The organism is Micromonospora sp. CNZ296 (assembly GCF_007827635.1).
Window position 1 is genome coordinate 436200 of record NZ_VISW01000001.1, and the last position, 14752, is coordinate 450951.

General features: G+C 71.8%; 18 protein-coding genes. 7 read left to right on the plus strand and 11 right to left on the minus strand.

Annotated elements, in window-relative coordinates; translation table 11 throughout:
• Window positions 1-9: 9 nt before the first annotated feature.
• Together FB455_RS02000 and FB455_RS02005 are read right to left on the minus strand one after the other, a co-directional pair.
• A complete protein-coding gene (locus FB455_RS02000) occupies window positions 10-786 on the minus strand; it encodes a hypothetical protein (RefSeq protein WP_145751951.1) in 777 nt (258 codons plus the stop codon).
• Window positions 787-865: 79 nt separating this feature from the next.
• The gene (locus FB455_RS02005; RefSeq protein WP_145751953.1) at window positions 866-1342 is read right to left on the minus strand and encodes a YfbM family protein; all 477 of its coding nucleotides are present in this window, start codon (window positions 1340-1342) and stop codon (window positions 866-868) included.
• A gap of 77 nt (window positions 1343-1419) precedes the next feature.
• On the opposite strand from FB455_RS02005, the gene FB455_RS02010 reads away from it, so the two are divergent.
• Entirely contained in the window at window positions 1420-1824 is a 405-nt protein-coding gene (locus FB455_RS02010; RefSeq protein WP_145751955.1) for an SRPBCC family protein, read from the plus strand.
• 138 nt (window positions 1825-1962) lie between these two features.
• Here FB455_RS02010 and FB455_RS02015 read toward each other — a convergent pair whose 3' ends face one another.
• The 4 genes from FB455_RS02015 to FB455_RS02030 all read right to left on the minus strand — a co-directional run bounded on the left by FB455_RS02015 (window position 1963) and on the right by FB455_RS02030 (window position 4377).
• Window positions 1963-2169, minus strand: a complete 207-nt coding sequence (locus tag FB455_RS02015) for a hypothetical protein (RefSeq protein ID WP_145751957.1) — start codon at window positions 2167-2169, stop codon at window positions 1963-1965.
• An 82-nt stretch (window positions 2170-2251) separates the two neighbouring features.
• Window positions 2252-3217 (minus strand): trypsin-like serine peptidase, encoded by a 966-nt coding sequence (locus FB455_RS02020; protein WP_145751959.1) that lies wholly within the window; start codon window positions 3215-3217, stop codon window positions 2252-2254.
• 216 nt (window positions 3218-3433) lie between these two features.
• Complete coding sequence (locus FB455_RS02025; protein ID WP_064445331.1) at window positions 3434-3619, minus strand: DUF397 domain-containing protein; 186 nt, start codon at window positions 3617-3619, stop codon at window positions 3434-3436.
• A complete protein-coding gene (locus FB455_RS02030) occupies window positions 3610-4377 on the minus strand; it encodes a Scr1 family TA system antitoxin-like transcriptional regulator (RefSeq protein ID WP_145751961.1) in 768 nt (255 codons plus the stop codon). Before FB455_RS02030 ends, FB455_RS02025 begins: the two co-directional genes overlap by 10 nt.
• A gap of 88 nt (window positions 4378-4465) precedes the next feature.
• Here FB455_RS02030 and FB455_RS02035 point away from each other — a divergent pair, with 88 nt between their 5' ends.
• On the plus strand, window positions 4466-4780 hold the full coding sequence (locus FB455_RS02035) for a hypothetical protein (protein ID WP_013287403.1): 315 nt from the start codon (window positions 4466-4468) through the stop codon (window positions 4778-4780).
• Between the two features lie 66 nt (window positions 4781-4846).
• Here FB455_RS02035 and FB455_RS02040 read toward each other — a convergent pair whose 3' ends face one another.
• Window positions 4847-7702: an aconitate hydratase gene (locus FB455_RS02040; RefSeq protein WP_041784228.1), complete on the minus strand. Its 2856-nt coding sequence runs from the start codon at window positions 7700-7702 to the stop codon at window positions 4847-4849.
• Window positions 7703-7858: 156 nt separating this feature from the next.
• On the opposite strand from FB455_RS02040, the gene FB455_RS02045 reads away from it, so the two are divergent.
• Window positions 7859-8215 carry a VOC family protein gene (locus FB455_RS02045; RefSeq protein ID WP_145751963.1) on the plus strand — a complete coding sequence of 119 codons (357 nt, stop codon included), beginning with the start codon at window positions 7859-7861 and terminating at the stop codon, window positions 8213-8215.
• 23 nt (window positions 8216-8238) lie between these two features.
• Window positions 8239-8892, plus strand: coding sequence for a DedA family protein (locus FB455_RS02050; RefSeq protein ID WP_145751965.1), 654 nt, complete (start codon window positions 8239-8241; stop codon window positions 8890-8892).
• A gap of 390 nt (window positions 8893-9282) precedes the next feature.
• Here the strand turns inward: FB455_RS02050 and FB455_RS02055 are convergent, their stop codons facing one another.
• Together FB455_RS02055 and FB455_RS02060 are read right to left on the minus strand one after the other, a co-directional pair.
• Entirely contained in the window at window positions 9283-10122 is an 840-nt protein-coding gene (locus FB455_RS02055; protein ID WP_486481487.1) for a hypothetical protein, read from the minus strand.
• A gap of 41 nt (window positions 10123-10163) precedes the next feature.
• A complete protein-coding gene (locus FB455_RS02060) occupies window positions 10164-10352 on the minus strand; it encodes a hypothetical protein (protein WP_145751969.1) in 189 nt (62 codons plus the stop codon).
• Here FB455_RS02060 and FB455_RS02065 point away from each other — a divergent pair.
• Both FB455_RS02065 and FB455_RS02070 read left to right on the plus strand, forming a co-directional pair.
• Complete coding sequence (locus tag FB455_RS02065) at window positions 10351-11193, plus strand: hypothetical protein (protein WP_145751972.1); 843 nt, start codon at window positions 10351-10353, stop codon at window positions 11191-11193. The two genes, FB455_RS02060 and FB455_RS02065, sit on opposite strands and share 2 nt — an antisense overlap.
• Window positions 11194-11234: 41 nt before the next feature.
• Window positions 11235-11624: a hypothetical protein gene (locus FB455_RS02070; protein WP_030274248.1), complete on the plus strand. Its 390-nt coding sequence runs from the start codon at window positions 11235-11237 to the stop codon at window positions 11622-11624.
• 51 nt (window positions 11625-11675) lie between these two features.
• Here FB455_RS02070 and FB455_RS02075 read toward each other — a convergent pair whose 3' ends face one another.
• Window positions 11676-13187 (minus strand): APC family permease, encoded by a 1512-nt coding sequence (locus FB455_RS02075; protein ID WP_145751974.1) that lies wholly within the window; start codon window positions 13185-13187, stop codon window positions 11676-11678.
• A 199-nt stretch (window positions 13188-13386) separates the two neighbouring features.
• Between FB455_RS02075 and FB455_RS02080 the strand changes: the two genes are divergently transcribed.
• The gene (locus FB455_RS02080) at window positions 13387-14040 is read left to right on the plus strand and encodes a GOLPH3/VPS74 family protein (protein WP_018788275.1); all 654 of its coding nucleotides are present in this window, start codon (window positions 13387-13389) and stop codon (window positions 14038-14040) included.
• Between the two features lie 39 nt (window positions 14041-14079).
• Here FB455_RS02080 and FB455_RS02085 read toward each other — a convergent pair whose 3' ends face one another.
• Window positions 14080-14679 carry a GNAT family N-acetyltransferase gene (locus tag FB455_RS02085; protein ID WP_145751976.1) on the minus strand — a complete coding sequence of 200 codons (600 nt, stop codon included), beginning with the start codon at window positions 14677-14679 and terminating at the stop codon, window positions 14080-14082.
• Window positions 14680-14752 lie beyond the last annotated feature (73 nt).

A 14752-nucleotide genomic window follows, 5' to 3' on the forward strand; every position in this document is an offset into this window, starting at 1 on the left:
CGGCGCTCGTCAGCACCACATGACCGGGTTGCCGGTCGCCACCGACGCCGCGCACAGCCGGCGCAGCGGCTCCACGATGTAGGCGAAGTCGCCGCCCGACCGGCTCCGGGTCCGTACCGCGAGCCGTTCGGGCGGCGGCTCGCCGTGCTCGCCCACCGGCCGCATCGCCACCACCGTCCGCGCCCCGCCGACTGTGAACTCCACCCGGTCGCCGGACAGCGGCCGCTGGCCGAACCGGACGGCCCGGAACAGCGTGACCGGCGGGTCGGCGCGGTCGAGGACGAAGAAGCCGTCCGGATCGACCCCGGCCTGGAAGCTCGGGCCGAACATGAACACCCCGTGGTAGCTCTCGACGTACTGCATCAGCACCCGGCCGGTCGCCTCGTCGATCAGCTCCACCTCGTCGGTGATCCGGTCGGTGCGCGCGAACGCGTCCAGCTCGGCGAGCGCCACCGCCGCCCGGTCGGCCGGCAGCGAGCCGCCGTTGAGGTTCGGCAGCGCGGTGGCGAGCGTCGGGAAGCGCTCCGGGCCGGCGGCGCGTAGCGCCTGCTGGAACAGCCGCACACCGGCCCAGTTGGACACGTGCTCGTTCGCCTGCTCCATTGCCTTGTGCGGGCACGCCTCCGCCTGCCAGGCGTCGAACGTGCGGTGCGCGGCCTTGTTGCCCTCCCACGGCCGCAACAACGCGAGACAGCCGTCCTCGTCGTAGCCGACCGGCCCGACCGGGCACGGGGTGGCGAGGCCGTCCTGCCAGCACCGGCAGTACACGAACGCGTCGAGTCCCACGCCGGCACGCTACCGGCGCGCGGCCGTCGGCGCGCACCCGTTTCCGGCGGCTCGTCTCCAGCGGCTCGTTTCCGGCGGGTCAGGTGACGGCGAGCAGCACGGCGTCTCCGCTCGCCGCCGCGTCGCGGTAGAAGTCGCGCAGCGCGGTGAAGTTCGGCAGCAGGTAGTTGTCGAACTCGTCTTCGCCGTCGTCCCAGATGTGCGGATAGATCTCGGCCTCCGACATGGCCGCCGGATCGAAGCGGGCCCGCAGAGTCGCGTCGTCCACCGCGTCGAGCCCGGCGGCCACGGCGCGCACGGCGCCGGGCATGAGCAGCCGGGCCGGGCCCATGCCGAGGTCCGGCCCGATCGGGTCGCCCCCGATGATCGCCGGGCCGGCGTCGCCCCGGACCTCGTACGTGGTGCCGTTCAGCAGGTAGTGCAGACCGTGCCACGCCTTGTCGAGGTCGAGTTCGTCCGGACCGCCGTCGAACAGCGTGCCGACCGTGTCCGGGTCGGCCAGCACCGTCGCCAGCTCCTCGCCGGACAGCCGGCGTGCGGTGAACACCATGCCCATGTGGTCGTCTCCCGGGGTGTCGGTCGGAATCGGCGGCAGCGTAACGCGGGCGTCCGACAGCGTGCCATCATCGGCGCATGGCCTCGGAGTCCCGGCACCTCAGCGTCCACATCGACCGTCCGGTCGCGGAGGTCTACGCCTTCGCCGCCGACCCGGCGAACCTGCCCCGCTGGGCCCCGGGCCTCGGCGGCTCGGTCGTGCTCGTCGACGGCCACTGGTACGTGGACACACCCGAAGGGCGGGCGCGGCTGACGTTCGCCCCGGCCAACGAGTACGGCGTGCTCGACCACGAGGTGCTGACGCCGTCGGGCGAGACGGTCTACGTGCCGCTGCGCGCCATCGCCGACGGGGACGCCACCGAGGTGGTGTTCAGCCTGCGGCGGATGCCCGGCATGAGCGACGTGGACTTCGACCGGGACACCGCGCTCGTCGAGGCGGACCTGGCCCGGCTCAAGGCCGTGCTGGAGAGCGCCGCCGGCTGAGAGCGACCGCGGCGTCCATCACGAGTCGCGGGAAGCGGCCCGGGAACAGGTCTGGCGCCAGGGCCGGTGACCCGCTGGGAATGGGAATTGCGCATTCGATTCCGGCGAACGCAGATCCGGCGGACGCAATTCGGTGAATCAGTCGCCGATCGCGTCACGCATTCGTTCCCTCGTCCAGTATTCGGACGGATCGGTGGCGCCGGGGCTCGGATTGTGCGTCGCGACCACCGGGCCGGGCGGCGCCGGTCGCCGCGCGCCCCCGTCGCGCGCCGCGACGACCACGACGGCCGCGGCCACGGCGAGCGCCGCGACGGCGGCCGCGCCGAGCAGCACACGATGGGACATGTCGCCTCCTCCGGGGCCGGTGCCGGTCCGACCGGCACCGGTCCGCCTGGTGCGCCGGGCGGCACACCAGGCGGACCGTCGTTCACCAGGTGTCGTTCGCGTACGTGTTGTAGAGCGTCCCCACCACCGCGGCGGAGAAGTACGGCGAGCCGTTCGTGTTCGAGCCGCTCGAGTAACTCATCACCCCGTGCACGTCACCGCGCCTGGTGGTGTTGTCGTAGCTGTAGTACCACGGACCGCCGCTCGAACCGCCCCCGAAGCCGCAGTTCATCTCGATCCGGTTGCTGCCCGCGTCCCGCGACGTGCCCGAGCAGACCCACTGGACCTCACCGCTGTCCTTGTTGCTCGGGTAGCCGAAGATGTCGTAGTGGTACGCCCGGCCACCGCCGGTGAGCAGCCCGTTCGCGCCGACCGCGTCCACGATCGACCGGCTGCCGTAGACGAGCGCGACCGCAACGTCGTACTGCCGCTCGCGGGTGCTGATCCAGCCGCTCGGCACCGCGAGCGTGGACCAGTCCCAGGTGCCGTACGGCTGCGCGCCGTTGCGGTACGACGGCACGAACATCCAGTTCGCGGTGTGCCAGTCCCGGCCCGGCCCGTCGTGCACGCAGTGCGCGGCCGTGAAGACCATGTTGCGCGCCGGGCTGTTCACCACGCTCGCGGAGCAGTAGTGGCCCAGGCCGTCGGTCGAGCTGGTGTAGAAGATCTTCCCCACCGTGATCGACTCGTTCAGCTGGGCGCCGAACCCGCTGCCGTCCTTCGGCGCCACCGCCTCCGCGAAGCGCCGCACCCGCTCCGCCACAGGGCTCTGGGTGACCGGGCCGGCGGACTTCTCCACCTCGTCGGCCGGAGTGGCCGCCGCCATGCGCTCGGCCGTCCAGTAGGCCCTGGCCTGCGCGGACGACCCCGCCTTGCGCTCGATCGACGTGACAGCGGCCGGAGCGGCCGTGCCCGCGGTGGTGCCGGTGCCGGCCAGCGCCGGAGTGCCGGCGAGGATCGCCGGCAGGATCAGGGCCGGCAGGGCCAGAAGTTTGATCGTCGTCTTCATGAAATCCTTCCCAGTGTTCGATTCCCGGATCGAAACTGGAGCGCCCCCGTTGTTCATCGCGATGTCGGCAACGTATCGACGATATTCGGGGCGTGTCAACGAATCATGGACGTCGATTGTTTTCAGTGTCGGATGTGCGATCGGGGGCGATGGAATTCATCGAATAACAATTTCTCAATGCGTGGGATGGGCGAAAGGTTGGCCCTTTCGGCCCGCTCAGCGGCGGGTCGACGTCAGGAACCGGGTCCACGCGGCCGGGGTGAAGGTGAGCACCGGCCCGGCCGGGTCCTTCGAGTCGCGGACGCCGACCACACCGGGCAGGTTGCCGGCGACCTCGACGCAGTCGCCGCCGTTGCCGCCGCTGCGGGTGCTCTTGCGCCACCGGGCGCCGCTCAGGTCCATGCCGCCGCCACTTCCCTCAGCAGTTCCAGGGTCCGCGCGCGAGGCAGCGCCTCGCCCCGGATGCGTTCCCACCGACGCTCCAGGGTAGCAATCTCCGAGGGCTGCTCGATGATCTGCGCGCGGGCCTGACTGTCCACATGCGCCACCCGGTTGCCGTCGCGCAGTTCCGCGATGACGAACGGCCCGTCCAGCCCGGGATAGGTCGGCGTGTCCACCGGTACCACGTGGAGCTGCACGTTCGGCAGTTCGGCGCAGGCGAGCAGGTGGGTCACCTGCGCCTCCATCAGCGCCCGGTCGCCGGCGGCGGCGCGGCGCAGCACCTGCTCGTCGAGCACCACGACGTACAGCGGCCCGCGCGGGCGGGTGAGGATGCCCTGCCGGTCCAGCCGGGCGGTGACCAGGTCGGTGACCTCGTCGGCGGTCAGCGGCTGGCCGATGAACGTGGCCCGGGCGTACGCCTCGGTCTGCAACAGGCCCGGCACCCAGGCCAGTTGGAAGGCTCGCAGCGCGACCGCCTCGCGTTCGATGTCGACCCACGGGCGGAACCAGACCGGCTCGCGGCGGCGGACCGCGTCCGGCCAGAGCACCTCGATCGGCTGGCCCAGCAGGTTCGCCACAGTCGCGCGGTGCCGGCTCTGCGGGATGTGCCCGGGGTTCGCCCAGCGGGCCACCGTCTTCGGGTGGAGTCCGAGTCGTTCCGCCAGGCTCTCGGCGGTGTGGCCGGCACCGGCCAGCGCGGTGACGAAGGCATGGTTCATGCCCATTCCTCCCCGGAGCAAAAGAACCGTCCGAAGGAGATTACACAACGCTGTGTGATTGTTCGGGCACCCTCGGCACGGTAGGGGCATGACCGAACCGACACCCACATCGGCGTACCCCCGGGTGGTGCTGCCGCTGACCGGCCACCGCGCGTGCGGTCCGGCCTGGCGCTGCGACCGCTGCGGCGAGCCCTGGCCGTGCCCGACCCTGCGGGCCGCGCCCACCGACGCGGCCCGCCGCGCCACGATGATCCCCGAGTTCTCCCGGCTCACCCGGCAGGCCATCCGCGACCTGCGCGGCCGCCCCGACGGCCCGGACCCGATCGCGATCGTGCGGCGCTTCCTGTGGTTCCTGCCGCTCACCGACTCCGAGGCACGCGCCGTCGCGCTCCGCCTCCGCTGAGATGTAAGGAAGGGCCCCTTCTTAACAGACGTCTGTTAAGAAGGGGCCCTTCCTTACATGAAGAACTCAGCTGGCGATCATGCGGCGCAGCACGTACTGCAGGATGCCGCCGTGCCGGTAGTAGTCCGCCTCACCCGGGGTGTCGATGCGGACCACGGCGTCGAACTCCACGCCGGTGTCGGTGGTGACCTTCACCGTGCGCGGGGTGTCGCCGTCGTTCAGCGCGGTGACGCCGCTGATCGAGAACGTCTCCGTGCCGGTGAGGCCCAGCGACTCGGCGGTCTCGCCGCCCGGGAACTGCAGCGGCAGCACGCCCATGCCGATCAGGTTCGAGCGGTGGATCCGCTCGTACGACTCGGCGATGACCGCCTTCACGCCCAGCAGCATGGTGCCCTTGGCCGCCCAGTCACGCGACGAGCCGGAGCCGTACTCCTTGCCGGCCAGGATGACCAGCGGGACGCCCGCCTCCTGGTACGCCATCGAGGCGTCGTAGATCGAGGTCTGCTCGCCGGTCAGGTGGTTGACCGTGAAGCCGCCCTCGACACCCGGGACGAGCTGGTTGCGCAGCCGGATGTTGGCGAACGTGCCCCGGATCATCACCTCGTGGTTGCCGCGGCGGGAGCCGTACGAGTTGAACTCGTGCCGGGCCACGCCGTGCTCGGCCAGGTACTTGCCGGCGGGGGAGTCCGCCTTGATCGAACCGGCCGGGGAGATGTGGTCGGTGGTCACCGAGTCGCCCAGCTTCGCCAGCACGCGCGCGTCGGCGATGTCCTGGACCGGGGCCGGCTCCTGCTGCATGCCCTCGAAGTACGGGGGCTTGCGCACGTACGTCGACTCGCCGTCCCAGGAGAACGTGTCACCGGTCGGGGTCGGCAGCGACTGCCAGCGCTCGTCACCGGCGAACACGTCGGCGTACGCGGCGCTGAAGCCGGTCGCGCCGATCGCCGAGGCGATGACGTCCTGGATCTCGGCGCTGTTCGGCCAGATCTCCCGCAGGAACACCGGGTTGCCCTGGGCGTCCTCGCCGATCGGCTCGTTCGCCAGGTCGATGTCCATGGTGCCGGCGAGCGCGTACGCGACCACCAGCGGCGGGGACGCCAGGTAGTTCATCTTGACGTCCGGGTTGATCCGGCCCTCGAAGTTGCGGTTGCCGGACAGCACCGACACGACTGCGAGGTCACCGTCGTTGACGGCGGCGGAGACCTCCTCCGGCAGCGGGCCGGAGTTGCCGATGCAGGTGGTGCAGCCGTAGCCGACCAGGTTGAAGCCGAGCTTCTCCAGGTACGGCGTGAGGCCGGCGCGGTCGTAGTAGTCCATGACGACCTTCGAACCCGGCGCCAGGGTGGTCTTCACCCACGGCTTGCGGGCCAGGCCCTTGTCCACCGCGTTGCGGGCCAGCAGCGCGGCGCCGATCATGACCTGCGGGTTCGAGGTGTTGGTGCAGGAGGTGATCGCGGCGATCACCACGGCGCCGTGGTCCAGCTCGTACTCGACGCCGTCGGCGCCGGTCACGCGTACCGGATTGCTGGCCCGGCCGCCCGCGCCCACCGCGGCGGTCTCCAGGTCGCGCGGCGCGTCCGCCGGGTCGTTGACGCCGTTGGCGGGGGAGTCGCTGGCCGGGAACGACTCGGCCGACGCCTCGTCGGCCGGGCCGTCGGCACCGAACGGCTTCTCCTGCTGCGGCACGCCCGGCTTGCGGCCCGGGTCGCCACCGGTCTCGTCGGCTGCCACGTAGTCGCTGAGCGCGGCGCGGAACAGCGTCTTGGCGCTGCCCAGCGGCACCCGGTCCTGCGGGCGCTTCGGGCCGGCCAGCGACGGCTCGATGGTGCCGAGGTCCAGCTCCAGGCGCTCGGAGTACTCCGGCTCGCGCTCCGGGTCGTGCCAGAGGCCCTGCTCCTTGGCATACGCCTCGACCAGCGCCACCTGAGACGCGTCGCGGCCGGTCAGCTCCAGGTAGCGGACGGTCTCGGCGTCGATCGGGAAGATCGCCACGGTCGAGCCGTACTCCGGCGACATGTTGCCGATGGTGGCGCGGTTCGCCAGCGGCACCGCGCTCACGCCCGGGCCATAGAACTCGACGAACTTGCCGACCACACCGTGCTTGCGCAGCATCTCGGTGATGGTCAGCACCAGGTCGGTGGCGGTGGTGCCGGCCGGCATCTCGCCGGAGAGCTTGAAGCCGACGACCCGGGGGATCAGCATGCTGACCGGCTGGCCGAGCATCGCGGCCTCGGCCTCGATGCCGCCGACGCCCCAGCCCAGCACGCCCAGGCCGTTGACCATGGTGGTGTGCGAGTCGGTGCCGACGACCGTGTCCGGGTACGCCTGGCCGTTGCGCTCCATGATCGTACGGGCCAGGTACTCGATGTTGACCTGGTGCACGATGCCGGTGCCCGGCGGGACGACCTTGAATTCGTTGAACGCGGTCTGGCCCCAGCGCAGGAACTGGTAGCGCTCCTTGTTGCGCTCGTACTCCAGCTCGACGTTGCGCTCGAACGCGTCCTCGCGGCCGAACAGGTCGGCGATGACCGAGTGGTCGATGACCAGCTCGGCCGGAGCGAGGGGGTTGACCTTGGTGGCGTCGCCGCCCAGGTCACGGACCGCCTCGCGCATGGTGGCCAGGTCGACCACGCAGGGCACGCCGGTGAAGTCCTGCATCAGCACCCGGGCCGGGGTGAACTGGATCTCCACGCTCGGGTCGGCGGTGGCGTCCCACGCGCCGAGCTGCTGGATGTGGTCGGCGGTGATGTTCGCGCCGTCCTCGGTCCGCAGCAGGTTCTCCAGCAGGATCTTCAAGCTGTAGGGCAGCCGCTCGTGGCCCTCCACCTTGTCGATCCTGAAAATCTCGTAGCTCGCGTCTCCGACGCGTAGCTGGGTCTTCGCACCGAAGGTGTCGAGGCTCGCCACGTCGTACTCCTTCACACCAGCGACCGTGAGTAGTCCTGAGCAGTTTGTCGCACCGACCGGGGCGCTGCCGTGCTTAGGCAACACTTACCTGCGTCGGTCTCTACAAAACCGTACGTCCGTCTTGCTATTCGTGCAACCTCGTGCCACGCTGCGGGACGAGGAGGTGCCACCATGATCCATCACGTCCTGCTCGCCTGCCCCCGCGGCTCCGAGGACGCGTCCCGCTCCTTCTACACCGGTCTGCTCGGCCTCGCCGAGAAGCCCAAACCCCCGGCCCTCGCCGCCCGCGGTGGCTGCTGGTTCACCGGGTACGGCGCCGAGCTGCACCTGGGCGTCGAGGACGACTTCCGCCCCGCCCGCAAGGCGCACCCCGCGCTGCTGCGCACCGACCTGGACGAGCTGGCCGCCCGCCTCGACGCCGCCGGGCACGCCGTGACCTGGGGCGACGACGAGATTCCCGGCATGCGGCGGTTCCACACGTACGACCCGCACGGCAACCGGCTGGAGTTCCTGGCCCCCGCGGGCTGACCCGGCGCGGGTAGGGTCGGCGGGTGGTCGACGTACAGCACTGGCTCGCCGCGCTCCCGCCGGCCCTGATCTGCCTGCTCGTGGGCGGCGTGATCGGCGTGGAGAGCATGGGCATCCCGCTGCCCGGCGAGATCGTGCTGGTCAGCGCCGCGCTGCTCGCCGCCACCGGCGCCGTCGGGCCCGAGTGGGTGGCGACCGCCGCGGCCACCGGCGCCATCATCGGCGACTCCATCGGGTACGCCGTGGGCCGCCGAGGTGGCCGCCCCCTGCTGGAACGGCTCGGCCGGCGCTTCCCGAAACACCTCGGCCCGGCACACCTGGCCCGCGCCGAGCTGAGCTTCGCCCGGCACGGCGTCTGGGCGGTGTTCTTCGGGCGGTTCGTCGCGCTGCTGCGCATCCTCGCCGGGCCGCTCGCCGGGGCGCTGCGCGTGCCGTACCGCCGGTTCCTGGTCGCCAACGCCGCAGGCGGGCTGGTGTGGGCGTTCGGCACCACCTACCTGCTGTTCTATCTCGGGCAGGCCGCCGAGCACTGGCTCAAGGACATCTCCTGGGCCGGGCTGGTGCTGGCTGTGCTGGCCGGCGTGGTCAGCACCGCGTGGCTGCGCCGCCGGGCCAAGCGCCTGCACGTGTCCGAGCCCTCCGAGCAGCCCGCCCCGGTCCCCGCCGCCGACCGCTGACGGCTCACCCGAGCGCGCCTGAGAATCCAGCGCCTCCCGGCCATCACCCTCCAGGGCCGCACAGTGCTCTCCCTCGCGCCGCCCGCCCCCGCCCTGGCCCGCCCTCGTCCGGTTGATCAAGGAGTTTGTGCCCTGTGCGGGCTCCCGGAGTGACACAAACTCCTTGATCACCGACGCGGATCGGGGCGAGCGGGTGGGCAGGGCGCGGCGAACCGCCGGGCCGGGTGAACGGGTGAACGGGGAGCGCGCTGCCCGGGGGGATCGCCCTGCCCTGTCGATCATGAAGTTGGCGGTGGTTGGTGCCTGATTTGTCGCCGCTAACTTCATGATCGACGCGATCGGGGCGGTGCGGGTGGGGTGCCGGGGTCTCGGTGAGGGCTGGCGGCAGAGTCAGGGGGTGGTGAGCAGGGTGAGCAAGGTTTCGCGGGCGGTGCGGACTGCGGCGCGGGACTCCTCGGTGTGGTCCAGCGCGTCGAATCCGTGCTGCCCGTTCGGCACGTCCACCACGCACAGCGGGATGCCGCGCCGCCGCGCGACCACCGTGAACGCCTCGATGGTGGGGGCGACCTCGGGCCGTTCCCGCCCCGCCCGGGTCAGCACGAGCGTCGGCCCCGCCGCGCCCTCCGCGTGCGCGGCGTCGACGTTCGCGCCATCGGGAGATGCCGCCTCCGGGCGCTCGGCGTCGTCGGGGGAGGCCGTGCCCGACGCAGTGGTGGCGCCCTGATCCGCGTGCAGGTCGAGGGCGTCTATCGGGCGGAAGCGCGGGTCCACCGGGGGCCATCCGGGCAGCGGGGCCAGCAGCGGATAGGTCGCGGCCACGCCGCGCAGCCAGACCGGCGGGTCCCGGAGCCAGTCGCCGAGCAGCAGGCCGGCGCCGGAGAAGAACCAGAGGCCGAGCCGGTCGGGGTCGACGCGCGGGTCGGCGCGAAGCAGTTCGGCGGTGGCGGCGACCCGGGCGGCGACCGTGTACAGGTCGTCCGGGCTGGCCACGGTGAGCCGGGGGATCGCGGCCAGCACGCCCGCCTCGGCGAGCAGCGCGCCGTAGCCCCGGTAGAGCGGCCAGTCCCGCGCGTCGGGCGCCTCGGGCGGTCCCGGTACGCCGTGCACGACGACGACCGCGGGATGCCGGCCGTCGCCGGTGGGCACGTGCAGGTCGACGTCGCCGTGCCGCTCGACGGCGGCGGGCGGAGGATCGAGGACGAACGGGCTCTCCCAGAAAACGGTTCCCATCATTGCGATGGTAGGAGAATCCGCCGCCCCCGACTGTCCGGTCAGGACGAGGAAGCCTTGGCGTGCCGCTCGCGCAGCCGCTCCCGGATCTCCTCCGGGGTGTACGCCCGGCGCCGCCGTTCGGCCCGCGCCACCACCACTCCGGTCGCCGCGACGCCGGCGAGACCCGCGAGTCCGAGTACCTTCCACCACCGCATCCGTTGCCGCATCCGCATAGGGTAGTCCTCCATGAGCATCAGCCTGGACGAGGCAGTGGAGCTGACCCGCACCGGCGACCTGTGGGTGTTCCGCGGACGCAGCGTGCCCGACCGGGCCATCCAGCTCACCACGAACAGCCCGGTGAACCACGTCGGCATGGCGGTGGTGCTCGACGACATGCCGCCGCTGATGTGGCACGCCGAGCTGGGGCGTTCGCTGCCGGACATGTGGACCGGCACCCACCAGCGCGGCGTGCAGCTGCACGACCTGCGGGACGCGGTCTGCGTCTGGGCCAACCGGTACGGCCAGCGGGGTTGGCTGCGCCAGCTCGAACCACCGGCCGACGCGGCGATGGAGGAGGCGGTGCTGCGTACCGTGGCTCGCCTGGACGGCACGCCGTTCCCGTCCACCGCGCAGCTCGCCTGGCGGTGGGCGCGGGGCCGGCTGCCGCACCCGCGCCGCCTGAGCCTCGGCGCCCTCCGGGGCAGGACCGGCGACCGGAACCAGATCGGCATCCTGAACAGGATCATCGACAGGGGCGACGCCGGCAGCCGGGGCAGGGCCGGCGATACCGGCCACCGAGGCGATACCGGCGACCGGGCCGATACCGGCGACCGGGCCGATACCGGCGACCGGGCCGATACCGGCGACACGAGCAGGATCGGCGACACCGGCAGGGAGAACGCCGCTGCGCTGGAGACCGCGTACTGCGCCGAGGTGGTCGCGGTGACCTATGAGGCGATGGGCCTGCTGCCCGCCGGGCGGCGGCCCAACTGGTACGACCCGGGCCGGTTCTGGAGCGGCGACGACCTGGCCCTCAGCGGCGGCGCGCACCTCGGCGCCGAGATCGAGGTACGGATCCCGCCGCGCTGAGGAAGGTTTGCCGCCGGGGCGGGCCGGTAATGAGGAGCGTCGTGACGGCTTCCACCGACCTCGACACGCTCACCGACTTCTTCGACCGGTACGGCGTGGCGCTGACCACCGCCGACGTGCCGGCCATCGCCGGCTGCTACGCCCTGCCCGGGCTGGTGGTCGCCGACACCTACAGCTTCTCGTTCACCTCGCCCGCGGCGGTGGCGCTCAGTTTCGTCGGCGCCGCGCCCGACTACCAGGAGCGGGAACTCGTCGCCGCGAACGCGCAGATCGAGGACGTGCAGCAGATCTCCGCGCTGCTCACCGAGGTGGCGGTGCGCTGGGAGTTCCTGGACAGCCAGGGCGGCGCGGTGCCGGGCGAGCGCTACCGCTACCTGCTGCGCACCACCGAGGACGGCCCGGTTATCTGCACCGTCATCCGTACCGCCTGATCGTGGTGGTGCGGCGGCCGGCCGTGTGGCCGGCCGCCGCACCGACGGGCGTCAGCGGTGGTGGGCGCCGGCCCAGCGGTCGGCCTCGGGGGCCGGGTGCAGGCCGGGCTCGTGCAGGCCCTCCTCGGTGACCTGACCGATCCGGCGGTACGTCTCCGGCCGGCTGGTGCGCAGGATCGCGCCCCAGATCAGGCCGACCACGCCCGCCGCCACCGGGATCGCCGGCAGCAGCCACTTCAGGTAGCTCGCGGTGTCGGGGGCGAGCAGCGCGTCGAAGTTGAACAGCAGCACCAGCAGCACGGCGGTGAGCAGGACCGTGCCGAGCGCCGGGGCGATTGCCCGCTGCCACGCGCTCTCCGGGCCCTGGCGGCCCCGGAAGAAGCCGACCACGGAGGCGGAGGTGAGCGTCATCAGCAGGACGACGCCGACCGCGGCCGCGCCGGACAGCCAGGTGAACAGGTCGATGACCGGGTCGCGGCCGGTCATCGCGAACGCCAGGAACACCACGACGGCGAGGATGCTCTGCACCAGCGAGCCCGCGACCGGTGCGCCGCTGCGGCTGGAGGTGGCGCCGAGGAAGCCCGGCAGCACCCGCTCCCGGCCCAGCGCGAACAGGTAGCGCGCCACGCCGTTGTGGAACGACAGCAGGGCGGCCAGCACGCTGGTGATGAACAGGACGTTGGCGATGTCGGCGACGACCGCGCCGGTGTACTGGTCGAGCGCGCCGAAGATGATGCCCGGTCCCGCCTCGGCGCTGGCCGCCGGGGCGTTCTCCGGACCGGTGAGCACGGTCAGCGCCCAGGCCGAGAAGGCGTAGAACAGGCCGGTGAACGCCACCGCGATGTAGGTGGCCCGGGCGACGGTGCGACGCGGGTCCTTGACCTCCTCGCTGTAGATGGCTCCGCTCTCGAAGCCGGTGAAGGAGGCGATGGTGAACGCGAGCACCGCGCCGAAGCCGGCGCCGAACAGGTGGCCGGGGCTGATGCCGGCGGTGGTGACGGTGCCGCCGTCGGGGTTGGCGAAGGCGACCAGGTCGAAGATCAGCACGGCCACGCACTCGAGGATGAGCAGCACCGCGAGCACCGTGGCGTTGAGGTCGATGCGCAGGACGCCGAGCGCGCCGATGAAGACCCAGGCCAGCAGCGCCCAGACCCACCAGTCGAGCTCGATGCCGGTCTTGGCGGACATGAAGTCGCCCAGGATCGCGCCGAGCAGGCCGTACAGACCGATCTGGATCGCGTTGTACGCCGCGAGCGCGACAGCCGAGCCGGCCACCCCGCCGGCCCGGCCGAGGCCGTTGGCGATGTACGCGTAGAACGCGCCCGCGTTGGCGACGTACCGGCTCATCGCGGCGTAGCCGGTGGCGAAGACGGCGAGCACGGCGGCGAGGAGCACGTATCCGAGCGCGGCGCCGATGTTGCCGCTGACCGCGTACATGGTGGTGACACCACCGCCGAGAACGGTCAGCGGGGCGGATGCGGCGACGGTGAAGAAGACGAGGTGAGCGGTGCCGAGACGACCGCGGCGCAGCCCACCGTCGGAGAAGAACGGATCGGAGGACAAGGCTTCTCCAGGGGAGGGGGGTGAGGGGATTGAGGTGTCTACTTCGGAACAACCTGAAGCAGGGTATTGGTGATCACGTATCGTGACAACCCCACTTCGATATCGATTGGGGTGCGCGTGATCGGCCGGAATTGAGCTGTGCGTGGTCATGCCGTACCGTCCCGTGTCGACGATCACGGCCACCGTTCGAGGATGGACCATGACCTACCCCGGGGCGCAGGCCACTTACCGGCTTGCGGATGCGCTGTTCCTTATCGGACACGACGAGTTCACCGGCAAGCCGCACGTCGCTGTCGACCGGCTGGAGTGCGGGCTGGCCGGCGCCGCGCTCGCCGAGCTGATGTTCGAGGGCCGGATCGCCCTCGACGGAGGGGGGATCGCCGCTGTCGATCCGCGGCTGTGGCAGGAGCCGCTCACCGACCTGCTGATCACCGAGATCCTGCGCCGCGAGGGGGCGCATCCGGCCCGGCTGTGGATCCGCTACCTGCGGACCCAGCTCAACATCAACGAGCGGGTGGGCACCCGGCTGGTCACCGCCGGCGTGCTCCGCCGTGAGCAGGGCAAGCTGATCGGCCGGACGGTGCGCTGGCCGGCCATCGACCCGAACCAGGCGGCCTCACCGCGGGTGCGGCTGACCGCGATGCTGATGCACTCGTCCCCGGCCGAGCTGGACCCGGGGACGCTGCTGCTGGCGACCCTCGCCGAGGCGGTCGGGCTGGCCGCGCACATCTTCGATCCGCAGGTGGCAGCGCGGATGCGTGACTGCCGCCGGTTCCTGCCGGCTCAGCTCGAAGGGTTGCTCGCCGCCGTCGTGGGCGCGCTCGACGTCACCACCACGACGGTACGGCGATGACGTCCCGCCCCGGGCCGAGCCGGGGCGGGACGGCACCGGTCAGGCCGGGTCTCGCCACATCGGGTAGAGGCTGGGGCCCTCCGGCAGGTCCAGCGTGACCGGACGGCGCCGGAATCCGAGCCGCTCGTAGAGCGCGGCGTTGCGCGGCGAACTGGCCTCCAGGTACGCCGCGGTGCCGGCCTGATCCAGCTCGGCCAGCTTGTTACGCAGCAGCGCCGAGCCGACGCCCTTGCCGTGATGGTCCGGGTGCACCGCGATGAAGGGCAGGTACCAGTGCGGCTCGCCCGGGTGCCGGGCGCTCATCATCTCGTCCAGCACACCGAACCGCTTCATGGCCTCCGCGCCGATGGCGGCCTCCATCTCGTCGAACTCGTCGCCCTCCTCGGCGTCGTGACCCTCGCCGGTGGGCAGCCAGAGCGTGGCGCCCAGGCCGTCGCCGGCGACGTACACCTCACCGGTGCGCAGCGCCAGCGCGACGAACGGTCCGAAGAAGGCGGGATGGACCCGGGCCCGGTGGTCGTCGGCCGGGAAGACCCAGCCGCTCACCGGATCCCGCATGAACGCCTCGGCGAGGATCGCGGTCACGACGGCGGCGTCCGCCGTGGACGCCCGCCGGATGTCGCCCTGCCACTCAGTCACTGGCCAACCGTCCTACCGGCTCGACGAGCCATTGTGGTCATTGATCGGCGTGCAAGGTATCAGGTGCGAGGCA

Bases quoted from the DNA above. Each gene is read 5' to 3' on its own strand.
- FB455_RS02010 (WP_145751955.1), top strand. From the start codon at position 1,420: ATGGCCTCGGAGTCCCGGCACCTCAGCGTCCACATCGACCGTCCGGTC.
- FB455_RS02060 (WP_145751969.1), bottom strand. From the start codon at position 10,352: ATGGAGGACTACCCTATGCGGATGCGGCAACGGATGCGGTGGTGGAAG.
- FB455_RS02065 (WP_145751972.1), top strand. From the start codon at position 10,351: ATGAGCATCAGCCTGGACGAGGCAGTGGAGCTGACCCGCACCGGCGAC.
- FB455_RS02005 (WP_145751953.1), bottom strand. From the start codon at position 1,342: ATGGGCATGGTGTTCACCGCACGCCGGCTGTCCGGCGAGGAGCTGGCG.
- FB455_RS02080 (WP_018788275.1), top strand. From the start codon at position 13,387: ATGACCTACCCCGGGGCGCAGGCCACTTACCGGCTTGCGGATGCGCTG.
- FB455_RS02020 (WP_145751959.1), bottom strand. From the start codon at position 3,217: ATGAAGACGACGATCAAACTTCTGGCCCTGCCGGCCCTGATCCTGCCG.
- FB455_RS02055 (WP_486481487.1), bottom strand. From the start codon at position 10,122: ATGGGAACCGTTTTCTGGGAGAGCCCGTTCGTCCTCGATCCTCCGCCC.
- FB455_RS02045 (WP_145751963.1), top strand. From the start codon at position 7,859: ATGATCCATCACGTCCTGCTCGCCTGCCCCCGCGGCTCCGAGGACGCG.
- FB455_RS02030 (WP_145751961.1), bottom strand. From the start codon at position 4,377: ATGAACCATGCCTTCGTCACCGCGCTGGCCGGTGCCGGCCACACCGCC.
- FB455_RS02025 (WP_064445331.1), bottom strand. From the start codon at position 3,619: ATGGACCTGAGCGGCGCCCGGTGGCGCAAGAGCACCCGCAGCGGCGGC.
- FB455_RS02015 (WP_145751957.1), bottom strand. From the start codon at position 2,169: ATGTCCCATCGTGTGCTGCTCGGCGCGGCCGCCGTCGCGGCGCTCGCC.
- FB455_RS02035 (WP_013287403.1), top strand. From the start codon at position 4,466: ATGACCGAACCGACACCCACATCGGCGTACCCCCGGGTGGTGCTGCCG.